This window comes from Glycomyces sp. NPDC050141, assembly GCF_055586545.1.
The window spans coordinates 57391-79920 of the sequence record NZ_JBVJHZ010000026.1 but is presented as its reverse complement, the minus strand read 5'-3'; the positions used below and the strand labels follow the sequence as shown (position 1 = coordinate 79920).

Below are 22530 nucleotides of genomic sequence, written 5' to 3'. Positions count from 1 at the left end.
GAGAGCGTGGGCCGGAGGGAGGAGGAGAGGGGAGGGGCGAAATCTGTTCTGTCCTCTCTCCCCCGGGGGAGGGGGGGGGGGGGGCAGAAACACCCCCCCCCCCCCCCCCCCCCCCCCCCCCGTCCCCGTGCCGCCCCGCGCCCCGGCCGCCAAGGGGGCGCCAGGCCCGCGGGTTTCGGGCGGCCGGTGCCGGGTACGCCCGGGGTCTGACCGGAGGAGGCCGCCATGACACCCGAAAACAACCTCATCAGAGTCCTCGCGGACGACTACCGGGCGATGGAGGAGGTGTTCACGGACCTCGAATCCCACCGGGGCCGCCCAGGCGACCGCAAGGCCCTGGCCGACCACGCCCTCGCCGAGACCGTCCGCCAGTGGACCGCCGAGGAGCGCTATGTGTTCCCCGAGGTCCGACGGCAGGTACCGGACGGCGACAAGGTCGTGCGCCACGAGATCGACGAGCACCACCGGATCGACGGCCTGATGAAGGACCTGGAGGTGTTCGGCCCCGACCACCCGCACTTCGAGCAGAAGCTGCACGAGTTCATCGAGGACTACCGCCACCACGTCCGGGACGAGGAGCACAACCTCGTGCCGCAGCTCCAGCAGTCGTGCAGCGAGGCCACGCTCGAGGAGCTGGGCGCCAAGATGGTCTGGGCCAGGGAGACCGCCCCGACCCGGCCGAACCCGCTCACCGCCCGGGACCTCCCCGCCGAACGCGTGCTGCCGCCAGGCCCGGGGTTCATGAACCGCATCCGCGACTCGATCCGCCCGTGAGCGGCATGAGGACGCGGTCCGGCCCGGTCCGTAGCGGACCGGCCCGGAACCGTGCAGTGTCCTTCGCCTGCCGCCCCTAGCGGGGCGTCTTGTCCAGACCGTCGCGCAGGTCCTCCAGTGTCCGGTGGAGCAGCCGGGAGACGTGCATCTGCGAGATGCCCACCTCCTCGGCGATCTGCGTCTGGGTCATGTCGCCGTAGTACCGCAGCGCCAGGATCTTCCGCTCCCGCGTCGGGAGCTCCTGGATGAGCGGCACCAGCGACTCGTGGTTGTCGACGAGTTCGAGGGCGGCGTCGTCCTCGCCCACCGACTCGGCGAGTGTCGTGCGCTCCCCGTCGGCGAACGGCGGCTCGTCGAGCGAGACCGCCCGGTAGGCCTGCCGCGCCTCGTAGCCCTCCTGCACCTCGGCGACGGTGATGTCCAGGTGCTCGGCCATCTCCTCGTCAGTGGGCGGGCGCCCCAGGCGCTGCGACAGCTCGCCGCCCGCCTGGTTCAGCGCGATCCGCAGCTCCTGCAGGCGGCGCGGGACGCGCATCGGCCAGCTCGTGTCGCGGAAGTGCCGCCGGACCTCGCCCATCACCGTGGGGACCGCGTAAGAGAGGAAATCCGCCCCCTGGTCGGGGTCGAAGCGGTCGACCGCGTGGATGAGGCCCACCGAGGCGACCTGCACGAGGTCGTCCTTCGCGATGCCCTTGCCCGCGAACCGCTGCGCGATGTGCTCGGCCAAGGGAAGGTGCCCGGTGACCAGCCGCTCCCGCACCTCTGCCCGGTGCGGGTCGGCCTCGTCAAGCGAGGCCAGTTCCCGGAACAGCGGTGCCAGGTGGCCGTACTCGTCCGAGCCCTTTTGCTTGCTCTTTCGATTGTCTGCCATGCGATCGCCCTCCTGCCCGCATGGGCATCGGTTTGAGGCATGTGGCCCCGTTAGGGCATTTTGACTCCCTCATTGTAGGCCCGGCCGGGCACCCGAGTCCAGTGATCACCGCCCGCGAAGTGCGGGCGGGCGACGTCAGAGGCCGGTGGTCTCGCGGTACTCGCCCCACTCCTCGCGCAGCGCCCCGCAGATCTCCCCCAGGGTCGCCTCGGCGCGGGCGGCCGCCAGGATCGGCTCGATGAGGTTCGCCGTTCCCTTGGCGGCCGTGACGATCTCGGCCAGCGCTTGCGCGACGGCGGCGTTGTCCCGTCCGGCGCGGCGGCGCCCGAGCACGGCGTTCTGCTCGATCTCGACGTCGCCGGAGATGCGGAGGATCTCCAGGTCGGGGGTGACGGTGTCGTGGAGTTCGGTGACGCCGACGATGTGCTTGGTGCCGTCTTCGAGCTGCTGCTGGTAGGTGAAGGCGGCCTCGGCGATCTCGGCGTTGAACCAGCCGTCCTCGATGCCCTGGAGGATGCCGGTGGTGACGGGGCCGATCGCGTGGCGCCTGGCGGCTTCGATGGCGACGGCGGCCGGGTCCTCCCCCGTTTCCCCTCCCAGGGCGAGGATCTGGAGGAAGATCTTCTCGGCTTCGGCCTCGATCTTGTCGGTGAGCGCTTCGACGTACCAGGAGCCGCCGAGGGGGTCGGCGACGTTGAGGACGCCGGTCTCGTCGCGCAGCACGGACTGGGTGCGCAGGGCGATCTCGGCGGACTGGTCGGTGGGGAGCGCGAGGGTCTCGTCGAGTGCGTTGGTGTGCAGGGAGTTCGTGCCGCCCATGATGGCGGCGAGGGCTTCGACGGCGGTGCGCACGACGTTGTTGTAGGGCTGCTGGGCGGTGAGGGAGACGCCCGCGGTCTGGGTGTGGAAGCGGAGCCACTGGGCGCGGTCGGTCTTGGCGCCGTAGACGTCGCGGAGCCAGCGGGCCCAGATGCGGCGGGCGGCGCGGAACTTGGCGATCTCCTCGAAGAAGTCGATGTGGGCGTCGAAGAAGAACGAGAGCCCGGGGGCGAAGCGGTCGACGTCGAGGCCGCGCGAAAGCCCGAGTTCCACATAGGAGAACCCGTCGGCGAGGGTGAACGCGAGTTCCTGCGCGGCAGTCGATCCGGCCTCGCGGATGTGGTAGCCGGAGACCGAGAGCGGCTTGTAGCGGGGGATGTGGTGCGAGCAGTACTCCATGAGGTCGCCGATGAGGCGCAGGTGCGGCTCGGGCGGGAACAGCCACTCCTTTTGCGCGATGTACTCCTTGTGGATGTCGGTCTGGAGAGTGCCGTCCAGTGTGGAGATGTCGACGCCCTGGCGTTCGGCTGCGGCGAGGTACATGCAGAAGATGGGGATCGCGGGACCGGAGATGGTCATGGAGGTGGTGACGCCGCCGAGGTCGATCCCGGCGAAGAGGCGGTCCATGTCGGCGGTGGAGTCGATGGCGACCCCGCAGTGGCCGACCTCGCCGAGGGACGCGGGCTCGTCGGAGTCGCGGCCCATCAAGGTGGGCATGTCGAACGCGACGGAGAGGCCGCCGCCGCCCGCCTTGAGGAGCATCTTGTAGCGGGCGTTGGTCTGCTCGGCGTTGCCGAAGCCCGCGAACTGGCGGATGGTCCAGGGGCGGCCGCGGTAGCCGGTGGGGTAGAGCCCGCGGGTGAAGGGGAACTCGCCGGGCCAGCCGATGCGGTCCATGCGGGGGTCGGCGACGCCTTCGGGCGGGCCGTAGACCGGTTCGGTCTCCAGCCCCGAGAGGGTGGTGAAGTCGGCTTCGCGTTTGGCGGCCGACGCGTAGCGCTTGGCCCAGCGCTCCCGGCCTTCGGCGATCGACTCAGCGTCCACGGTGACACCTCACTTTTGGCGAGTACGGGCGAGTCAGGGTAGGACTCGATTCCCATACTACTGAACGATCGTTCAGGCGCACAGCATCTGCTAGTCGATGTCCCTCCAGGCGCGGAAGGCCTCCAGCTCGACGGCCACGATCTGGCCGGGGTGGAAGAGGCCGCTCACGATGACGACGGTGGCGGTGGGGAGGACGACGCCGAAGAACTCGCCGTGGACCCGGCCCACCGGGTCGGCGTGGGCCGGGTCGGTCACGTAGAGGCGGGAGCGCACGACGTCCGAGACTCCGGCCCCGGCGTGGACCATCGCGTCCAAGGCGGTCCGGAAGGCCTCGCGGGCCTGCCCGGCGGCGTCGCCCCGCAGATGCGGGCGCGCCTCGACGTCGGCAGTGCACGCGCTCGTGACCACCAACGGCCCCACCGCGACCGCGCGCGAATAACCGTAGAGCTGCGCCCACGGCCCGGTCTCCGGTACCCGTTCGACCAATGCCATGCGCGCCTCCTAGTGGTTACATTCCCTTCAACAGGTTCAACGCCTCAGCGACCGTGAAGTTACGCTCGTACAGCGCCGTTCCCACGATGGCGCCCTCGACGCCGATACCCGTGAGGCCCGCCAGGGCCCGCAGGTCGTCGAGCGAGGAGACGCCGCCGGAGGCGATCACCGGCTTGTCGGTGGCCTCGCAGACCGAGCGCAGCAGGTCCAGGTTCGGGCCCGAGAGCATCCCGTCGCTGTTCACGTCGGTGACGACGTACCGCTCGCACCCGGCGCGCTCCAGGCGCTCCAGGGTCTCGAACAGCTCGCCGCCCTCGCGGGTCCAGCCGCGCGCGGCCAGGCGCCCGCCCTTGACGTCGAGGCCGATGGCGACACGGTCGCCGAACTCGCCGCAGATGCGGTCGCACCACTCCGGGTTCTCCAGGGCGGCGGTGCCGATGTTGACGCGGCGGGCCCCGGAGTCCAAGGCGCGCTTCAAGGTCTCGTCGTCGCGGATGCCGCCGGAGATCTCCACCTTCATGTCCACTTTGGAGACGACCTCGGCGAGCAGCTCGTGGTTCGTCCCGCGCCCGAAGGCCGCGTCGAGGTCCACCAGGTGCAGCCACTCCGAGCCCTGGCGCTGCCATTCGAGGGCGGCCTCGATCGGGTCGCCGTAGGCCTTGCCGGAACCGGCGACGCCCTGGACGAGCTGAACGGCCTTACCGCCCGTGACGTCGACGGCCGGAAGCAGTTGGAGTTCGGTCATTTCAATCCCTTGATCCAGTTGGAAAGGAGCGCGTACCCGGCGTCGCCGGACTTCTCGGGGTGGAACTGGGTCGCGGCCAGGCTGCCGCGTTCCACAGCGGCCACGAACGGCTCGCCGTGCACCGCGATCGCCGCCAGCGCCCCCGGCGGGACCGCCTTGGCCGCGTAGGAGTGCACGAAGTAGAACCGCTCCCCGGGGTCGATCCCTTCGAAGAGCCGCATGCCTTCGGCGGCTTCGACGGTGTTCCAGCCCATGTGCGGGATGCGGGGCGCGTCGAGGAGTTCGACGCGGCCTTCGAGGACGCCGACGCCGCGGGTCTCGACGCCGTGCTCGACGCCTTCTTCGAACAAGACCTGCTCGCCGACGCACACGCCGAGGACCGGGGCCCCGGCGGCGACGCGCTCGCGGATCACCGTGTCGACGCCGTGCTTGAGGATGCCCTCCATGCAGGCGGCGTAGGCGCCCACGCCGGGCACGAACAGCCCGTCGGCGCGGCGGGCCTTGCCGAGGTCGCTGGTGAGCTCGACGTCGCCCCCGGCGCGTTCCAGGGCGCGGAACGCGGACCTGAGATTGCCTGAGCCGTAGTCGAACAGGGCCACACTGGGTTTTTTCGCCATGAGGTCTCCCCTAGCCGTAGATCAGGTAGACGGCGCCGAGGAACGCGGCCACGGCGACCACCGCCACGATGATCGCCGCGGGGTACTTCTCCTTGTTGCGCAGGCTCAGCGAGCCGCCCAGGAGGATGCCCGCGAGCGCCATGAGCAGGATCGGCCCGGCGTAGCTCACAGGACGCCCTTGGTGGACGGGATGTCGGTGCCGTCGATGCGGGTGGCGTACTTCAGGGCCCGCGCGAGGGCCTTGAACTGGGCCTCGATCACGTGGTGCGCGTCGGGCTTCTGGCCGGGGTTGGAGGCGCGGAGCACGGTGACGTGCAGGCAGATCCGGGCGTGGTACGCGAAGGACTCGAGGATGTGGCGGGTCATCGAGGTCGGGTAGTCCGTGCTGATCATCGGGGCGATGTCGAGCGGCTCCTCGTGGACCATGTACGGGCGGCCCGAGAGGTCGACGACGGCGCGCGCGAGCACCTCGTCGAGCGGCACGGACGCGTCGGCGAAGCGGACCACGCCGGCCTTGTCGCCGAGGGCTTCGGCGAAGGCCTGGCCGAGGGCGATCGCGGTGTCCTCCATCGTGTGGTGGGAGTCGATGTGGAGGTCGCCCTTGACGGCGATCTTGAGGTCGAAGCCGCCGTGCTTGCCGAGCTGGTGGAGCATGTGGTCGTAGAAGCCGACGCCGGTGGCGATGTCGACGGTCTTCTCGGTGCCGTCGAGGTCGACGTAGACGTCGACGCTGGTCTCACCGGTGGTGCGGACGATGTGCGCGGTGCGGCTCACGGTTGTTGCTCCTGCAGGTCGAACATTTCGGGTCGCTCCTCGATCGCCGTTTCGAAGGCGTCGAGCAGCGCGGTGGTCTCGTCCTCGGTCCCGGCGGTGATCCGCAGGCGGCCGGGGAGGCCGACGTCGCGGATGAGCACGCCGTGGTCGAGGATCAGCTTCCAGACTGCGGCCGCGTCCCTCAGGCCGCCGACGAGCACGAAGTTCGCGTCGGAGTCGGCGACGGGGAGTCCCTTGGCGCGCAGGTTCTTGACGATCCGGTCGCGCTGGTGCTTGAGTTCGTCCACTTCGGCCTGGAGCTGGGCGGCGCACGCGAGCGCGCCGCGCGCGGCGGCCTGGGTGATGCTCGACAGGTGGTACGGCAGGCGCACCAGCAGGAGCTTCTCGACGAGCTCGGGGTCGGCGGCGAGGTAGCCGACGCGGGCCCCGGCGAACGCGAACGCCTTGCTGAGCGTGCGGGTCACGACGAGGCGCTTGCGGCCTTCCAAGCGGCCCAACGCGGTCGAGCGCGGGTCGCGGGCGAACTCGGCGTAGGCCTCGTCGATGACGACGATGCCGCGCGCGGCCTCGTAGGCGGCGTCGATGACGTCGGCGTCGAGCGCGGTCCCGGTCGGGTTGTTCGGCGAGACGAGGAAGACCAGGTCCGGGTCGTGCTTCGCGATGGCGTCGCGCACGAACTGCGGGCTGATCGTGTAGCCCGCTTCGCGTCCGGCATCGATGAAACCGGTGCCGGTGCCGCGGGCGAGCAGCGGGTGCATCGAGTAGGAGGGCATGAAGCCGAGCACGGTGCGGCCGGGCCCGCCGAAGGCCTGCAGCAGCTGCTGCAGGATCTCGTTGGAGCCGTTGGCGGCCCACACGTGGTCGGCGGTCAGGCCGTGGCCGAGGTACGCGGCGAGGTCGGTCCTGAGAGCGACGGCGTCCCTGTCCGGGTAGCGGTTGAGGCCGCGCAGTTCGCGCCCGATGAACTCGGCGATCACGGCCGCCACGTCCTCGGGGATCGCGAACGCGTTCTCGTTCGTGTTCAGCTGCACCGGGACGTCGAGCTGCGGCGCACCGTACGGCGACTGCCCTCGCAGGTCCTCGCGGAGCAGGTTCTCGATCTCGCTCACTATTCGAACCTCACTGATACCGCTTCGCCGTGCGAAGGCAGGTCCTCGGAGTTCGCGAAGGCCACGACGTCGTCGGCGACGACCGCGAGCGCTTCGCGCGTGTAGTCGATGATGTGGACCGCGCGCAGGAACGTGTGCACGCTGAGCCCGGCCGAGTGGCGGGCGCAACCGCCCGTGGGCAGCACGTGGTTCGACCCGGCGCAGTAGTCGCCGAGGGACACCGGCGAGTACGCCCCGACGAAGATGGCCCCGGCGTTGCGGATGCGCAGCGCCACCTCGCGGGCGTTCGCGGTCTGGATCTCCAGGTGCTCGGCGGCGTAGGCGTCGGCCACGGCCACCGCCTCGTCGATGTCGGCAACGAGGATCGTCCCCGACTGCTCCCCCGCGAGCGCGGTCAGGATGCGACCGGAGTGGCGGGTCTCGGGCGCGCGGCGCTCCAGCTCGGCATCCACGGCGTCGGCCAGTTCGGCCGAGTCGGTGATGAGCACCGAGGCGGCCGCCGGGTCGTGCTCGGCCTGGCTGATGAGGTCCACGGCGACGTGCGCCGGATCGGCGTGGGCGTCCGCGATCACGGCGATCTCGGTGGTCCCGGCCTCGGCGTCGATGCCGACGAGGCCGCGCACGGCCCGCTTCGCGGCGGTGACGTAGATGTTCCCCGGGCCGGTGATCATGTCCACGGGCGAGCACTCGTCGGTGCCGTACGCGAACATGCCGACCGCGGCCGGACCGCCGACGGCGTACACCTCGTCGATGCCGAGCATCCCGGCGACGGCGAGGATGCCCTGGTCGGGCAGGCCGTTGTTGTTCTTCTGGGCGGGGGACGCGAGCGCGATCGAGCCGACCCCGGCGATCTGGGCCGGGACGGCGTTCATGATCACGGAGGAGGCGAGCACGGCGAGGCCGCCGGGCGCGTACAGGCCCACGCGGCCCACCGGCAGGTACCGCTCGGTGACGGTGCCGCCCGGCGCGACCTCGGTGACGACCTCGGGGAGACGCTGGGCCTCGTGCGCGGTGCGCACCCGGTCGATCGAGGTCTGGTAGGCGCGGCGCAGGTCCGGGTCGAGCTCCTCGACGGCGGACTTGATCGCGCCCTCGGGGACGCGCAGCTGCTCGAGACGCACATGGTCGAAGCGCTCGACGATCTCCACGACCGCGGCGGTCCCGCGATGCTTGATGTCGTCGATCAGCGGCTGGACCGAGCGCAGGGCTTCGTTGACGTCGAAGGCGGCGCGCGGCATCAGCTCGCGCAGGGCGCGGGCCGAGTAACCGGGTACTTCTCCTGAAAGGTCGATGCGTCTGAGCACGGTCCAAGCGTAGTTGCCCGGCTTTCCAGGTCAAAAGGCATACCGCTATTCGGGAGCGTCCGTTCGAAGGCTGGGCCTACGTGACCAGCCCGCGCAGACGGTGTAAGTGAAGGTCGCGGCGAGGGCCATGACCGCCAGGGCCCCCAGCTGGAGCGCGTCCAGGGCCGTTGTGAAGTTGCCGACCTTCAGCGCCGCCCACGCCGCGGCGGGGTCCAGCGCGGTGAACAGCACCGACGGCGGCCGCCACATGTGGGCGCCGACGGGGGCGCGCTCGACCGAGTCCCAGAAGTGCTGCCACTCCTTCGCACCGATCTTCCACGCCACCACCTGGCAGCCGATCGAGCCGATGACCAGGCCGAGGAGCTGGATCGGGCCGCGGCTGCCGCGCATCGCGGTCCAGGCGAGGATCGCGGCGAAGATCCCGAGGCCGAGGCCGATCGCGGCGAACATGAGGTCGCCCTCGACGTAGCCGCTCGGGTAGGACTCGACGGAGGCCCAGCCGGCCTCGACCACCACGAACTCCACGCGCGGGGACACGATCTGCCACAGCATCGCGGCCGGGAGGCCGAGCGCGGTGAGGACGACGGCGAGGAACCCGGCGGCGAGGAGGTCGCGGCCGATGGTCCGCTGCGAACGGGCGGGTCTGCCGTAGAGGTGCGAAGCACCGTCCCTGGAAGCACTGCCGTGGGGGTCTTCACCTGGGGCTGCAGGAGCGCCTTCGCCGCTCGCACTGGCGTCCGGACGGAGGTTCACGGTGCGTTCGGCGTCGTCAGTCACGCCTGGAATCCTGCCACAGCGCCGCCCGCACCCGTCACTGATGTACGGGAGCGACGCTGCGGAACGCCTCGGTCACAAACCGTCGACAATGGTCGCGGCGGCCTCGAACCACGCCGCGCGGGTCTCGGGCCGCAGCGCCGAGAACTCGATCTTCGCGCCCGGTTCGAGCGACGGGTCGTACGGCACGACCGCGCACGCCCGCGTGCGCTGCGAGAAGTGCCGCTGCAGGTCGTTCAGCAGCGGCCCCGGGTTCGGGGTCGGCATCGACAGGAGCGTCACCGCGTTCTTCACGAGGTTCCCGTAGCCGCCCTCTTCGAGGTGGTCGAGCATCCAGTCCGCCGAGAACGCGGCGTCCTCGCGGGGCACCGTGGTGACCACGAGCCGGTCCACCGAGGAGACGACGGTGCGCCAGTTCGGGGACTCCACGTTGTTGCCCGTGTCGATGCAGACGATCCCGTGCGTGCGCGTGAGGATGTCGAGCACCCGCAGCACCGTGGTCGGGTCGAGGCGGCGCTGCAGCTTCGGGTCCTCGTCGCCCGCGAGCACGTCGAACGAGCCGTCCGACGAGTGGCGCAGGAACTCGTCCAGGTGCTCGGGCAGGTGCACCCCGGCGGCCTCGACCTGGTCGAGGTGCTCCACGAGGTGGCGGATCGTGCGGCCGTGCCGCGCCGACCCGGCCCGCAGGCCCAGGGTGCCGCGCAGTTCGTTGTCGTCCCATGCGATCACGCCGCCGTTGCGGGCCGTGCCCATCGCCGCCGCCGAGAGCACGGTGGCGGTCGTCTTGTGCACGCCGCCTTTGGGGTTGATGAACGCGATGACGCGACTGCGGCCCAGGTCGCGGCGCAGGCGCTGCAGCGCGACGGGACTGGGTTCGGTGTGCTGCTGGCGGCGCGGCTGCGGCGGCAGGCCCTGCTGGGGCGGGCGGGCCAACTGCGCGGCGGTCGGCGGCGTCTGCGTGGCGACGGGAGGACGGCGGCCCGCGGTCGGCACCGAGTAGTGCGGCTGCCCCGGCGGGGGCCCCACGGGCGGTGACGGCGGATAGGACTCGCGCGGCGGGGGCGTCGGGGTCTGCTGCGCGCCACCGGCGCGGCCGCGACCGCGCCCCAGGAGCTTCTGCCAACGGGAACCGTCTGACCGGTCGTTGTTCCAAGCTTCGGGCGTGTTCACCCACAACCTCCTCTCGGGCGGGCCGAGCCGCGGACTCGCAGCTGCTCTCAAGCCGACTGGAGCGTCGCCGCCCCTACCGGAATCCATTACCACCCGCGACTATTAGATCACGACGATCCCTCAAGGCCCGTTGCGAATCGCGGGCCGGAGGACCCGGGGGTGAGGCGTGCGTTACGCCCGGAGCGACAGTGCGGCGGGCGTCGACAGCGACTTTCTAGAACCCAGTCTAGAGGCTCCCTAGGAGTCGTCCCGCAACCGCGCCAGTGCCAATTCCAGGTCGGCGGGGTATTCACTCGTGAAGGTGACGGTTCGTCCCGTCGTCGGGTGCACGAACTCCAGCCGGTAAGCGTGCAGCCACTGCCGGGTCAGGCCCAGGCGCTCCGCCATCGTCGGGTCCGCGCCGTACGTCGCGTCGCCCACGAGCGGGTGCCCCAGCGCCGAGAAGTGCACCCGGATCTGGTGCGTGCGGCCGGTCTCCAGCCCGATGTCCATGAGGGACGCCCCGGGGAAGACCTCGATCGTGTCGTAGTGCGTGACGCTCGGCTTGCCGTCGGCGACGACGGCCCAGCGGTAGTCGTGCCTCGGGTGGCGCCCGATCGGCGCGTCGATCGTCCCCGACAGCGGGTCCGGGTGCCCTTGGGCGACAGCGCGGTACCGCTTCGAGACCCGGCGCTCCTTGAAGGCGCGCTTGAGCTCCGAATAGGCGGCCTCGCTCTTGGCCACGACCATGAGGCCCGAGGTGCCCACGTCGAGGCGGTGCACGATCCCCTGCCGCTCGTCGGGTCCGTGGCTGGAGATCCGGTACCCGGCGGCCGCGAGACCGCCGGTGACCGTGGGGCCCGTCCAGCCCGGGCTCGGGTGCGCCGCGACCCCGACGGGCTTCATGACCACCACGATGTCGTCGTCGTCGAACACGATGTCGAGGCCCTCGACCGGCTCGACCGAGCGGACCAGCAGGTCCTCCGGCGGCGGCGGGAGCACCACTTCCAGCCAGGCCCCGGCGCTCACGCGCTCGGACTTGGTCTGGCACGGAGCGCCGTCCACGGTCACGTCGCCGGCCGCGACGAGCTCGGCGGCCACCGTCCTGGACAGGCCGAGGAGGCGCGAGACGACCTGGTCGATCCGCTCGCCCTCGAAGCCCTCGGGGACCGGCAGCGCACGGGTCTGGCGCGCGGCGGTGTCGCTCATGCCGCGGCCTCCTTCTTCTTCTCGCCCTTGCGGGCTTCAGGGGAGAACCCGCGCCCGGTCAGCTCGAGCAGCACGATCAGCACCACGCCGCAGCACAGCGCCGAGTCGGCGATGTTGAAGATCGGGAACGCCTGCGCGTCCGGCTTGAACACGCTGATGAAGTCCACGACGTGCCCGTTCGGGAAGCCCGGCTCCCGGAAGTACCGGTCGAAGAGGTTGCCCGCCGCGCCGCCCAGGACCAGCCCGATCGCGACGGCCCACACCGGGTACACGATCCGGCTCGACAGCACGATCAGGAACACCACCACCGCCGAGGCGATGGTCGTGAAGATCCACGTGTAGTCGGTGCCGAGGCTGAACGCCGCCCCCGAGTTCCAGGTCAGGTCCAGGTAGACGAGGCCGCCCAGGATGCGCACCGGATCGGCCGGGTCCAGGTTGGCCTCGGCCAGGTTCTTCGTCCACTGGTCCAGCCCGATCGCGAGGGCCGCGATGAGCAGCGCCGCGATCATCAGCCCAGGCCGACGTGCGGGCTTCTTCTCAGGGGTGGGGGTCTTCTCGTCGGGCCCCGGGCCGTTGCCGGCCTCGGGCTGCGTGTCCTCGCTCAGCGTCGCTCCTCCAGCTGTTTGCAACCGACGTCGAGGGTAGCGGACGGGAACGCGGCCAACCGCGCCGCCGGGATCGGTTTACCGCAGCGCTCACAGAAGCCGTAAGTGCCTTCGTCGAGCCGTTCGAGCGCGTGGCTGACCTGCCGGATGCGCTCGGAGAGCGAATCTGCCACGGCGACCTCGTGCTCGTGCTCGACGGTCTTCGAACCGGAGTCGACCTGGTCGTCCCCGGCGGTGTCGCTCAACCGCTCCCGCTGGGCGAGGACGATCGAGTCGCTGTAGCGCTGCTGCTCCTCCACGAGCTCGTCCAGCCGCTCCTTCAGGGCGGCGCGCAGCTCGGCCTGCTCGCTCTCGGTCCGCAGCTGCTGCGCCTCGGCCTCCTCGGCCGATGCCGCCGCGGCCGGGGCGGGCGGGGCCTGCTTCGCGGCCTTCTTGGCGGTCTTCTTCGCGGCGCTCGCCGCCGGCGGTTTGGCGGCGGCCTTCTTCACCGCGGCCTTCTTCACGGCCGCCTTCTTCGCAGGGGCCTGCTTCTGGGTCTTCTTCGCTGCAGTCATGACGCGCCTCTGGAGGGGTATGTCGGCTCGGGTTCCGGTCGCGTCAGAGCACGGCGGCGCCGCGGCTGCGGCCCGTATCGGGTGTTCGGCATCGCGGCTCCCGAAATCGCGTACTCGTGACGGCCTCGTCGAAACGAGGACACTGCGCGTCAGGCCCCGCCGAGGCGGGGTCCTGCCGCGCAGTTGAGCACACAGGATACGCAAGTCCTGCAAGTAGGTCAATTACTTCGAGAACTTGTGTCCGGACTGCGCGTTACCAAGCGCGGGGGCCGCAAGCGCCGTGCGAAAAGCAATCCCTTGCCAAGAACGCCCCCGGTCAGCGCCCGGCCGTGGGGACCAGGAGCAGGCGCGACACCGGCTCGCACATCGCGCACGGCGTGAAGCCCAGTTCGAGCGCCTCGGAGACGGCCAGCGGCTCGTGGTCGCGCCCCGAGAGGTGCGCGCAGGCCGAGTGGTGGAAGCGGGGGCGGCCGTCGACGACCGCGACCTCGGTGTCGAGGCGCATGAGCGCCGCCGACTCGATGCTCGTCATGCGCTGCTCGGTCGGCTCGTCGGCCGTGGACTCCGGGGCGCGGTGGCGGTTCACGGGGGCCTGGCGCGGCGGGACGTCCTCGAAGCGCAGTTCGGGGTCGCGGTCCACCGCGTAGTCCATGGACTCGAAGACCTTGCCTTCGAGCAGCGGCATCTCCGTCGTCGGGGTGTCGTCCGCCCCGATCCGGCGGAACTGCTGGGTGTCGTCGTCGTCCACGCGCCTGCGCGGCGACCGGTCGAGGTCGGCGCGGCGCGAGGCGACGCGGGGGCGCCGGGCGCCGCGACCGCGAATCCCGACGTACAGGGCTATGCCTGCGGCCAGGCTCGCCGCGATGGACGAGACCAGCAACTGGTTGTTCCCGGAGATCATGCCAATAACCAGCAAGACCGCCGCGGTGACGAGGATCAGCAGGCTGCTGACGATCACGTCGATTCCTCCCCTGCGCAAGGTAGCGGGGCCCTCGCGCGGTCCTTCGCGGCCCCCCTGCGGGGACCGCGGCATCGTTGAAGCATGGTGCGGCGGTGAGGGCGGCGGTGCAACCGCGCCCTCACCCGCTCAACCATGATTAACGAGGCGATCCCCGTTCAGGTTATGGCCCGGCGCAACGATTCTGCTCGTTCGTGAAACCGTGCGCCTCGGGCCGACCGGAGGAGGGTGTCCCGGGGAGGAGCGGGAGGGGTGTTACCCGCGCCCGCCCTGCATCACGAACGCGGACCTGGCACCGGTGCGATCGTTGGGGGACGCCTGCTGCGGGGCCTCTTCGAAGCCCTCGTCCTCGGTGCGGCCCTGCTGGCCGTTGAGGTCGCGCAGCTGGCTCTCGAGGTACAGCTTCAGACGAGTGCGGTACTCGCGCTCGAAGGTCTTCAGCTCCTCGATGTTCTTCAGCAGCGACGAACGGGAGTCCTCCAGCTGGCCGATGACCTTCTGGCGCTCCTGCTCGGCTTCCATCTCCATGCGCTCGGCCTTGTCGCGGGCCTGGCCCACCAGGTCCTCGGCCGCGGCGCGCGACTCGGTGACCATGGACTCGGACTCGCGCTGGGCGTCGTGGAGGAGGGCCTTCGACTCGCGCTGCGCCTCGGTCATCATCGACTTCGACTCGCGCTGCGCCTGCGAGACCATCGTCTGCGCCTCGCGCTGGGCCTCGGAGACCATCGACTGGGCCTCGCGCTGCGCCTCGCCGAGCACGGTGTCGGCCTCCCGGCGGGAGTCCTCCAGGTGCTCGTCGGCGGTGCGCTGGGCGACCATGAGGAGGCGCAGGGCCTCCTGCTCGCCGCCGCCAGCAGGGGCCGGGGCCGCCTGCTCGGGGCCGCGCTGGGCCAGTTCCTGCTGGAGCTGCTGCGCCTGCTGCTGCGAGGCCACCATCTCCTGGTGCATCCCGTGCAGCTCGGCGTCGAGCTCCTGGAGCTGCTGCTCCATAGCGTGCTTCTCCCGCTGCACTCGGTCGAGTGCGGCGGCCATCTCGGCGTGGTCGGCTGCCCCGGGGGGAGCACCGGCGCGGAGACTCTCGAGCTGTGCGCGAAGTTCGCCGTTCTCGTCGCTGAGGCGTGCGAGCTCCCGCTCGACCTCATCGAGGAAACCGTCGACCTCGTCCTCGTCGTATCCGCGCTTCCCGAGCATGGGTTTCTTGAACGTGACGTTGTGAACGTCGGCTGGGGTCAGCGGCATTCGAAACTCCTTCTCAGCTGTTCGCCTGGCGCACAAGGCCACTCGACACGATAACCGTGTCTCGCACCCCCGCCAAGCGCTGCTAGGAGATGTTTCGCCCGACGACTAGGTCCATCAGGATCCACGTGATCAGCAGCAGCGCGAGGAACGCCAGATCAATCGATACAGTACCAAGCCTGAGAGGCGGAATCACCTTCCTCAACCCCTTCAGGGGAGGGTCCGTCACGCTGTAGACGGTCTCCAGGAGGGCCGCGGACTTCGGTCCGGGCTCCCAGCGGCGGGAGAACTGCACCACGACGCTGCACACCAGACGGGCCAGGAGGAAGAGGTAGAACGCGAAGAGCGCCAGATAGATCAGCTGCAGTGCCAGGTTCACGGTTCGCAGTGTATCCCTCGGATCAGGTCTGGTTGAAGAACCCGCCCTCGGCGATCTTGGCCTTGTCCTCCGCCGTTACCTGAACATGAGGGGGCGAGAGCAAGAACACGCGGTTGGTCACCCGCTCGAACGAACCCCGGGTGCCGAAGATGAGACCCGCGGCGAAGTCGACCAGGCGCTTGGCGTCGGCCTCCTCCATCTCGGAGAGGTTCATGATCACCGGGGTGCCGTCGCGGTACCGCTCGCCGATCGTCCGCGCCTCGTTGTACGTGGTCGGGTGCAGCGTCGTGATCCGGTAGTTCGCGTGCGGGTCGTCCGCTGCCGGTACCGGCCGCACCGTGGCGGGCTCGGCCAGCGCGAGGTTGTCGCGCGTCAGGGTTTCCCGGGCACCGGTCTCGCGGAGGCCGGTGTCGCGGCCGTTCTCGCGGGAGGACAGCGGGGTCACCGAGCCGGAGCCGCGGTTGAGCTGGCGGACGGGGCGTTCGTCGGACGCGGCCCGGCCGACCCGGCCGGTGGTGCGCTGGGCGCCCCGGACCCGCTGGGGGGCCGCCGTCTGCTGCTGCTGCTCCTCGGCGAACTCGTCGGTCTCTTCGTAGCCGCTGTTGTAGCCGCGATCGTCCTCGTCCTCGATGAGGCCGAGCCAGATGCCTGCCTTCCGCATCGCGCCCATCGATCGTGCTCCCTCCTCGGGCCGCCCCTGTTGAGTCAGGTACGCGGTCTCATCCTAGCGCCGACTCCTTACACGGATGTGTTTTTGCCCGACTAGTCAATCGTCGTCGTACGGCATCGTGCCACTGCTGCCCCACACCTTACGCCATCGGTTCACGTTCGCCGAGCACGTTTCTGCCCAGTCTGACCATTGTGGCCCCTGCCCGGATGGCGGCCCGGTAGTCGCCGCTCATACCTGCGGAGACCTCGGTGGCGCCGGGGTCGGTGTGCTGGACCGTCTTGGAGCACTCGGCAAGCAGGGCAAAGGCTTCGGCGGGGTCCCAGCCGAGGGGGGCGACGGCCATGACGCCTTTGAGGGTGAGCGCGGGGGCGGCGGCGATGGCCTGGGCGAGGGCTTCGAGTCCTGCGACGGGCGTGCCGCCGCGGGAGGTGTCGCCGTCGAGACTCACCTGAATGAGTGCGTTCAGGTTGCGGCCGTGGGCGGCGGCGGCGGTGGAGAGGGCGGTTGCGAGGGGGGCGCGGTCGACCGAGTGGACCCAGTGGGCGTACGCGGCGACGGACTTGGCCTTGTTGCGCTGGAGCTGGCCTACGAAGTGCCACACCGGTTCCAGGCCCGCGGCGGCGAGTTCGGCGGCCTTGGGGGCGGCCTCCTGGTCGCGGTTCTCGCCGAGGTCGGTCTGGCCGAGGGCGACGAGGTGGGCGGCGTCGGAGGCGGGGAAGGTCTTGGTGACGGCGATGAGGCGGACCGAGTCCGGGGTGCGGCCCGCGTCGGCGCACGCGGCGGCGATGGCTTCGCGCGTCCGGTCGAGGTTGTCCCGCAACCGGTCTCGGCGCGACTGGGTGGTCAAGAGCGAAGGTCCTAGCGGTCTGGCTTGGCGGGGCGGCGCGGGCGGACGACGGCCGCCGAGACGCGGTGTCTCGACGGTCCGTCGCCGCTAGAAGCCGTCTTTGAGGAAGGCGGGGACGTCGACGTCGTCGAACAGGACCTTGCCGCTGCCGGACTCGCGCTCGGGCTCGGGCTTGGTCTCGCGCACCGGCTCGGGCTTCTGCTCGGGCAGGGCGGAGATGCGGCTCGGTTGGGCCAGTTCGAATTCGGCCTCGTCCTCGACGTCGAACCCGGCGGCGATGACCGTCACGCGGGCCTCTTCGCCGAGGGCGTCGTCGATGACAGCGCCGAAGATGATGTTGGCGTCGGTGTGGGCGCAGTCGGAGACGAGCTCGGCGGCGTCGTTGATCTCGAACAGGCCGAGGTCCGATCCGCCTGCGATGGAGAGGAGGACGCCGCGGGCGCCTTCCATGCTCTGCTCCAGCAGCGGCGACTCGATGGCGGCGCGGGCGGCTTCGACGGCGCGGTTCTCGCCGCGGGCCGAGCCGATGCCCATGAGGGCCGAGCCCGCTCCGCTCATGACGCTCTTGACGTCGGCGAAGTCGAGGTTGATGAGGCCGGGCGTGGTGATGAGGTCGGTGATCCCCTGGACGCCGGAGAGCAGCACCTGGTCGGCGAGGCGGAACGCGTCCATCATGGAGATGGAGCGGTCGCCGAGGTGCAGCAGCCGGTCGTTCGGGATGACGATGAGCGTGTCGCACTCGTTGCGCAGATCGTCTATCCCCGAGACCGCCTGGGTCTGGCGGCGCTTGCCTTCGAAGGCGAAGGGCCGCGTGACGACGCCGATGGTGAGCGCGCCGAGCTTGCGGGCGATGTTGGCGATGACGGGCGCGCCGCCGGTGCCGGTGCCGCCGCCCTCGCCGCAGGTCACGAACACCATGTCCGCTCCCTTGAGGACTTCCTCGATCTCGTCGCGGTGGTCCTCGCAGGCTTTCGCCCCGACTTCGGGGTTGGCGCCCGCGCCGAGGCCGCGGGTCAGTTCGCGGCCGACGTCGAGCTTGACGTCGGCGTCACTCATCAAGAGCGCCTGCGCATCGGTGTTGATGGCGATGAACTCGACGCCCTTGAGGCCCGCCTCGATCATCCGGTTGACAGCATTGACGCCGCCGCCCCCGACTCCAACGACTTTGATCACGGCGAGGTAGTTGTGCGGTGGTGTCATCGCTGCTGCCTTCCTTCCCCTTCGGCCCTGGGTACGGCAAACGGATGTGCGCGCACACCCGCTCCCCCCTTAACGCTAACTCACAGTGGGGGCATCTGGTGCGCTGACATCGACATGTTCGTACCCCCCGGCCAACAATCGATCGGCGACCTCGGCTTTCTGCTCGCTTTCGGAACCGTCGCCCCACCGGAGCGTCCGTCCATCTTCGAGATACAGGGTGACGCCGGCGGGGGACGGCGCAGCCACGTGTTCGACCTCGTCGGCGAGGTGCGCCGGGAGTGCCTGCAGCACTATGAGGGTCTCGATCGTGGCGAGGTCGTCGGGACCCGGCTCGGCGAGCTCGACCCTCCAAATAGTTCCGGGAGCGGCGTCGGTCTCGTCGAATACCACACCTTCGGAATCGACCATGAGAAAAGTCTCGTCACCCACCGGAACGGCCATATAAGGCTCGCGTTCGGTGACGGCGACACTCACCGCGTCGGGCCAGGCGCGGGTGACCTCGACGGATTTGACGGGGGCGAGGGCGGCGACGGCGGTGGCGATCCCGTCGAGGTCGGCGCCGAGCACGGAGCCGCCGACCGAGTCGCGGCCGAGCGCGGCGACCTCTTCGGGCGTGAGCACCGAGGTGCCGGTGACCTCGATCCGCTTCACCTCGAACAGCGGTGTGGTCCAGACGATCACGAAGGCGAGCAGCAGGACGGCGAGGACGCCGATGGAGATCCATCTCAAGCGCCGGTTGGGAAGTTTGCGGCGCACCACGTGGACGAGCCGCCAGGGGCCGGCTTCGGACGTGTTCTCTGGGCCGCGCATGGGTCGATGATTCCACGTCCCGGTCGTTCGGCGGTGGCGGCTCGCCCGACCCTTCGGATAAGGTTAGGCAAACCTTATTCTTGAGAAGGAGTGCCGCGTGGCGACGCAGACCGAGGAACAGACCGACACCGTCCGGCCGTTCGAGCTGTTCCCCGTGACAGTGCGGGCGCTGCAGCGCTTGAGCCCCTCCTTCATACGCGTCACGTTCACTGGTGACACCCTCGTCAACTTCGCCGACAACGGCTACGACCAGCGGTTCAAACTCATCTTCCCGGCCGCCGCGTGCGGCTTCGAGAAGATGCCCACGAGCGAGCGGTGGTACTCCGAGCTGCGCGCCCTCCCCGAAGAGGACCAGTGCGGCGTCCGCACCTACACCGTGCGCGCGGTCCGCCGCGCCCTCGGCGAGGTCGACGTCGACATGGTCGTCCACGAGGCGCGCAGCGAGGACGAGTGCGGCCCCGCGCTGCGGTGGCTCCGTGATGCGGCCGTAGGCGACGACCTCCTGCTGCTGGGCCCTGACGCGCGCTGGGACGGCCCGCACGGCGGCGTCGACTTCCGCGCCCCCGAAGGCGCCGAACTCCTCATCGCCGGGGACGAGACGGCCGCCCCCGCGATCGCCGCGATCCTCGAAGACCTCCCGATCACCGCGCGCGGCAAGGCGTTCATCGAAGTCCCCGACGAAGCCGACGTGCTCGACATCGACGCACCCGAGGACGTCGAGGTCGTGTGGCTCCCCCGCGGCGGCGCGGTCTGGGGCGACCGGCTGATCCCGGCCGTCACCGAAGCGGCCCGCGCCATGGACTTCGCGAACACCGGGCAGTTCGACGAGAACGACGACGAGATGATCTGGGAGGCACCGCAGGAGGTCGCCCAGTCCGACGCCTACGTGTGGATCGCCGCCGAGACCGGCGTCGTCAAGACCCTCCGCTTCACCGTCCGCAAGGAGCTCGGCCTCCCCAAGGAGTGCGGCGCGTTCATGGGCTACTGGCGCAACGGCGCCGCCTGGGACTAAGGCACGGTTTTCAAGGGCCGCACCCGAACGGGTGCGGCCCTTCGCTTTCGGTAGCTAACGCAGGAGGTCGTCCGGCATGAGCTGGACGGGCGGGGCGCCCATGGTGACGACCACGTCGCCCTCTTGCGCGAGGGCCTTCACAGCGGCGGGCACGTCGTCCCATTCGGGGACGAAGACCTTGTCGCCGTCGGGGAGGGTGACGGCGTCCAGGAGCGCCTGGCCGCCTTCGCCTTCGGGGACGTCCTCGCCGGGGCCGAAGATCTCCATGACGACGACCTTGTCCGCCAGGGAGAGCGCCCCGGCGATGTCGTCGCGCATCGCGATGGTGCGGTAGACGCGGTAGGGCTGGAAGACCACGACGAGCTTGCCGGGGGCCGCGACCTCTTTGAGGGTCTGGACGGCGGCGGTCATCGCGGTCGGGTGGTACGCGTACTCGTCGAAGACCGCGTACCCGTCCTTCTCGCCGCGCTTCTCGAAGCGGCGCTTGACACCGCCGAACGCGGCGATGCCCTCGGCGATCGCCTCGGGTTCGAGGCCGACGTACAGGCCCACGGCGATGGCAACGGCCGAGTTGAGCGCGATGTGCTTGCCGGGCATCGGGAGGTGGAAGCGGCCGAGGACCTGGTTCTGGTACAGGACCGTGTAGTCGACGCCGTCCTTCGTGGACTCGACCTCGCCGAGCTGGATGTCGGCGCCGTCGGCGAAGCCGTACGTGGCGACCGTGCGACCCTCGGCGCGGAGCTTCTTGGCGAGCTTCAGGGTGCCGGGGTTGTCGGCGCACAGGACGAGCAGGCCGTCCTTGTCCGTGTTGCGGCAGAAGCGCTCGAAGGCCTCGGTGAGGGACTCCATGTCGCCGTAGGTGTTCAGGTGGTCGACGTCGATGTTGGTGACGATGCCGATCTCGGGGCGGAAGCGCAGGAACGAGCGGTCGGACTCGTCGGCTTCGGCCACGAAGTACTCGCCGGTGCCGTGGGCGCCGGTGTGGGCGCCGATGTTCTCGCCGCCGTTCACATAGGACGGATCGAGGCCGGCGTGCGCGAGCATCTGCGTGATGATCGCGGTCGTCGTGGTCTTGCCGTGCGTGCCGGTGACGACGATCGAGCGGCGGCCGGTCATCGCGGCGGCCAGGGCCTCGGAGCGGTGGTAGACGCGGATGCCCCTCTTGCGGGCCTCGGCGACTTCGAGGTGCTCGTCGTTGTGCGCGGTCGAGCGGACGACGGTGTCGATGCCGTCGAGGTTCGACGCGACGTGCTCGCGGTGGAGCGTGACGCCGAGGCGTTCGAGCTCGGGCAGGCTCGGCCAGTCCTTCAGCTCGGAGCCGGAGACCGGCAGGCCGCGCGTGGCGTAGAGCCGGGTGAGGCCGTTCATGCCCACGCCGCCGACGCCGATGAACAGCACGCGTCCCAGGTCTTCAGCGGTGACGCCCTCGTCGATGGGGCTCGTCAGGTCGTTGGGGTCGTCGCTCATGCCTGCTCCAGGACTTTCAGTGTGTAGTTGCGCAGCGCCTCGTCGCCGGTGCGGCTGCCGAACGCGGCCGAGGCCCGGGACATCGCGGCGACCCGGTGCGGGTCGGTGATGACCGGGATGAGGTTGGCCTCGATCCAGGAGGGGTTGAGGTTCTCGTCGTCGCAGAACATCGCGCCGCCCGCGTCCACGACGGGGCCGGCGTTGCGGTACTGCTCCTTGTTGCCCCAGGGCATGGGGACGAAGACGGTGGGGACGCCGAGCGCGGAGACCTCCGCGACCGTCATGGAGCCGCCGCGGGCGAGCACCATGTCGGCGGCGGCGTAGCCGAGGTCCATGCGGTCGAGGTACGGCAGGGTCCGGTACGGGACGGGCAGGCCCTCGGGGATGTGGATGGGCTCTTCACGGCGCGCGCCGGTGATGTGGAGGACCTGGACGCCGCGGTGCGTGAGCGCCTGGGCCGCACCGGAGACGGCGTTGTTGATGGAGGCCGCGCCCTGCGAGCCGCCGTACACGAACAGGACGGGGCGCCGCGGGTCGAGCCCGAAGTACTGGCAGGCCTGGGCGCGCATCGCATTGCGGTCCAGGTGGGCGATCTCGGGGCGCAGCGGCACGCCGGTGATGGTGCCGTCGGCGAGGATCGGCGAGGCCTGCGGCAGGTGCGGGAAGCCGAGCGCGAGGTTGTCGCTGAACTTGAGCGCCATCTTGTTGGCGACCCCGGGCGGGTCGTTGAACTCGAAGATGACCATGGGGGTCTTGCGGCGCCACGCGGCGAGGTAGGCGGGCACGGCGACGTAGCCGCCGAAGCCGACCACGACGTCGGCCTGGACCTCGTCCATGATGTCGCGGGTGGCCTTCATGGCCTTGAGCATCCGGGGCGCGGTGAGCAGCAGGTCGAGGTTGATCTTGCGCGGCAGCTGGTGGGCCGGGACGTTGCGCAGGTCGTACCCCGCCTTGGGGATGAGGTCGTTCTCCAGGCCCTTCTCGGTGCCGAGGCAGGTGACGCGGATGTGGGGGTCGTGCCGGCGCAGGCAGTCGGCGTAGGCCAGGAGCGGGTAGATGTGGCCGCCGGTGCCGCCGCCGGCGAGGACGACCGATCGAAGCTGAGGCAACG

Annotated in this window: 24 protein-coding genes and 1 pseudogene; 2 read left to right on the top strand and 23 right to left on the bottom strand. The window is 70.3% G+C overall.

What is annotated here, in order from left to right; all coding sequences use genetic code 11:
• Positions 1–225: 225 nt before the first annotated feature.
• Positions 226–774, top strand: a complete 549-nt coding sequence (locus ACZ60M_RS16545) for a hemerythrin domain-containing protein (RefSeq protein WP_465418912.1) — start codon at positions 226–228, stop codon at positions 772–774.
• Positions 775–850: 76 nt separating this feature from the next.
• Here the strand turns inward: ACZ60M_RS16545 and ACZ60M_RS16540 are convergent, their stop codons facing one another.
• From ACZ60M_RS16540 to ACZ60M_RS16440, 21 genes and pseudogenes are all read right to left on the bottom strand, one after another.
• The gene (locus ACZ60M_RS16540; protein WP_465418911.1) at positions 851–1645 is read right to left on the bottom strand and encodes a SigB/SigF/SigG family RNA polymerase sigma factor; all 795 of its coding nucleotides are present in this window, start codon (positions 1643–1645) and stop codon (positions 851–853) included.
• 135 nt (positions 1646–1780) lie between these two features.
• Positions 1781–3508: an acyl-CoA mutase large subunit family protein gene (locus ACZ60M_RS16535; RefSeq protein WP_465418909.1), complete on the bottom strand. Its 1728-nt coding sequence runs from the start codon at positions 3506–3508 to the stop codon at positions 1781–1783.
• A 90-nt stretch (positions 3509–3598) separates the two neighbouring features.
• Positions 3599–4000: a Rid family hydrolase gene (locus ACZ60M_RS16530; protein WP_465418907.1), complete on the bottom strand. Its 402-nt coding sequence runs from the start codon at positions 3998–4000 to the stop codon at positions 3599–3601.
• Between the two features lie 16 nt (positions 4001–4016).
• Entirely contained in the window at positions 4017–4745 is a 729-nt protein-coding gene (gene priA, locus ACZ60M_RS16525) for a bifunctional 1-(5-phosphoribosyl)-5-((5-phosphoribosylamino)methylideneamino)imidazole-4-carboxamide isomerase/phosphoribosylanthranilate isomerase PriA (protein WP_465418905.1), read from the bottom strand.
• Positions 4742–5362, bottom strand: coding sequence for an imidazole glycerol phosphate synthase subunit HisH (gene hisH / locus ACZ60M_RS16520; protein WP_465418903.1), 621 nt, complete (start codon positions 5360–5362; stop codon positions 4742–4744). Before hisH ends, priA begins: the two co-directional genes overlap by 4 nt.
• 10 nt (positions 5363–5372) lie before the next feature.
• Positions 5373–5531 carry a hypothetical protein gene (locus ACZ60M_RS16515; RefSeq protein ID WP_465418901.1) on the bottom strand — a complete coding sequence of 53 codons (159 nt, stop codon included), beginning with the start codon at positions 5529–5531 and terminating at the stop codon, positions 5373–5375.
• Positions 5528–6136 (bottom strand): imidazoleglycerol-phosphate dehydratase HisB, encoded by a 609-nt coding sequence (gene hisB, locus ACZ60M_RS16510; protein WP_465418899.1) that lies wholly within the window; start codon positions 6134–6136, stop codon positions 5528–5530. Before hisB ends, ACZ60M_RS16515 begins: the two co-directional genes overlap by 4 nt.
• The gene (locus ACZ60M_RS16505) at positions 6133–7245 is read right to left on the bottom strand and encodes a histidinol-phosphate transaminase (RefSeq protein ID WP_465418898.1); all 1113 of its coding nucleotides are present in this window, start codon (positions 7243–7245) and stop codon (positions 6133–6135) included. Before ACZ60M_RS16505 ends, hisB begins: the two co-directional genes overlap by 4 nt.
• Positions 7245–8549: a histidinol dehydrogenase gene (gene hisD / locus ACZ60M_RS16500; RefSeq protein WP_465418896.1), complete on the bottom strand. Its 1305-nt coding sequence runs from the start codon at positions 8547–8549 to the stop codon at positions 7245–7247. The genes ACZ60M_RS16505 and hisD overlap by 1 nt, the downstream gene beginning before the upstream one ends.
• A gap of 45 nt (positions 8550–8594) precedes the next feature.
• Complete coding sequence (locus ACZ60M_RS16495; protein WP_465418894.1) at positions 8595–9326, bottom strand: hypothetical protein; 732 nt, start codon at positions 9324–9326, stop codon at positions 8595–8597.
• A gap of 72 nt (positions 9327–9398) precedes the next feature.
• Entirely contained in the window at positions 9399–10493 is a 1095-nt protein-coding gene (locus ACZ60M_RS16490) for a MinD/ParA family ATP-binding protein (RefSeq protein ID WP_465418892.1), read from the bottom strand.
• 237 nt (positions 10494–10730) lie between these two features.
• The gene (locus ACZ60M_RS16485; protein ID WP_465418890.1) at positions 10731–11681 is read right to left on the bottom strand and encodes an RluA family pseudouridine synthase; all 951 of its coding nucleotides are present in this window, start codon (positions 11679–11681) and stop codon (positions 10731–10733) included.
• Positions 11678–12310 (bottom strand): signal peptidase II, encoded by a 633-nt coding sequence (lspA, locus tag ACZ60M_RS16480; protein ID WP_465418888.1) that lies wholly within the window; start codon positions 12308–12310, stop codon positions 11678–11680. The genes ACZ60M_RS16485 and lspA overlap by 4 nt, the downstream gene beginning before the upstream one ends.
• Positions 12283–12648, bottom strand: a complete 366-nt coding sequence (locus ACZ60M_RS16475; RefSeq protein ID WP_465418918.1) for a TraR/DksA family transcriptional regulator — start codon at positions 12646–12648, stop codon at positions 12283–12285. The genes lspA and ACZ60M_RS16475 overlap by 28 nt, the downstream gene beginning before the upstream one ends.
• Positions 12649–13156: 508 nt before the next feature.
• A complete protein-coding gene (locus ACZ60M_RS16470) occupies positions 13157–13798 on the bottom strand; it encodes a hypothetical protein (RefSeq protein WP_465418886.1) in 642 nt (213 codons plus the stop codon).
• A gap of 255 nt (positions 13799–14053) precedes the next feature.
• Positions 14054–15037 carry a DivIVA domain-containing protein gene (locus ACZ60M_RS16465; RefSeq protein ID WP_465418884.1) on the bottom strand — a complete coding sequence of 328 codons (984 nt, stop codon included), beginning with the start codon at positions 15035–15037 and terminating at the stop codon, positions 14054–14056.
• A gap of 82 nt (positions 15038–15119) precedes the next feature.
• Positions 15120–15413 carry a YggT family protein gene (locus ACZ60M_RS16460; protein ID WP_465418882.1) on the bottom strand — a complete coding sequence of 98 codons (294 nt, stop codon included), beginning with the start codon at positions 15411–15413 and terminating at the stop codon, positions 15120–15122.
• A gap of 22 nt (positions 15414–15435) precedes the next feature.
• Positions 15436–16083 (bottom strand): cell division protein SepF, encoded by a 648-nt coding sequence (locus ACZ60M_RS16455; protein WP_465418880.1) that lies wholly within the window; start codon positions 16081–16083, stop codon positions 15436–15438.
• Positions 16084–16222: 139 nt separating this feature from the next.
• A complete protein-coding gene (locus ACZ60M_RS16450; protein WP_465418879.1) occupies positions 16223–16930 on the bottom strand; it encodes a YggS family pyridoxal phosphate-dependent enzyme in 708 nt (235 codons plus the stop codon).
• A gap of 254 nt (positions 16931–17184) precedes the next feature.
• Positions 17185–18130: pseudogene (ftsZ, locus tag ACZ60M_RS16445) on the bottom strand (cell division protein FtsZ); the annotation flags it as partial.
• A 75-nt stretch (positions 18131–18205) separates the two neighbouring features.
• Positions 18206–18940, bottom strand: a complete 735-nt coding sequence (locus ACZ60M_RS16440) for a cell division protein FtsQ/DivIB (protein ID WP_465418877.1) — start codon at positions 18938–18940, stop codon at positions 18206–18208.
• A gap of 97 nt (positions 18941–19037) precedes the next feature.
• Here ACZ60M_RS16440 and ACZ60M_RS16435 point away from each other — a divergent pair, with 97 nt between their 5' ends.
• Complete coding sequence (locus tag ACZ60M_RS16435) at positions 19038–19952, top strand: siderophore-interacting protein (RefSeq protein ID WP_465418875.1); 915 nt, start codon at positions 19038–19040, stop codon at positions 19950–19952.
• A gap of 54 nt (positions 19953–20006) precedes the next feature.
• Here ACZ60M_RS16435 and murC read toward each other — a convergent pair whose 3' ends face one another.
• Together murC and ACZ60M_RS16425 are read right to left on the bottom strand one after the other, a co-directional pair.
• Positions 20007–21419, bottom strand: a complete 1413-nt coding sequence (gene murC / locus ACZ60M_RS16430; RefSeq protein WP_465418873.1) for a UDP-N-acetylmuramate--L-alanine ligase — start codon at positions 21417–21419, stop codon at positions 20007–20009.
• Positions 21416–22528 carry a UDP-N-acetylglucosamine--N-acetylmuramyl-(pentapeptide) pyrophosphoryl-undecaprenol N-acetylglucosamine transferase gene (locus ACZ60M_RS16425; protein WP_465418916.1) on the bottom strand — a complete coding sequence of 371 codons (1113 nt, stop codon included), beginning with the start codon at positions 22526–22528 and terminating at the stop codon, positions 21416–21418. Before ACZ60M_RS16425 ends, murC begins: the two co-directional genes overlap by 4 nt.
• Positions 22529–22530 lie beyond the last annotated feature (2 nt).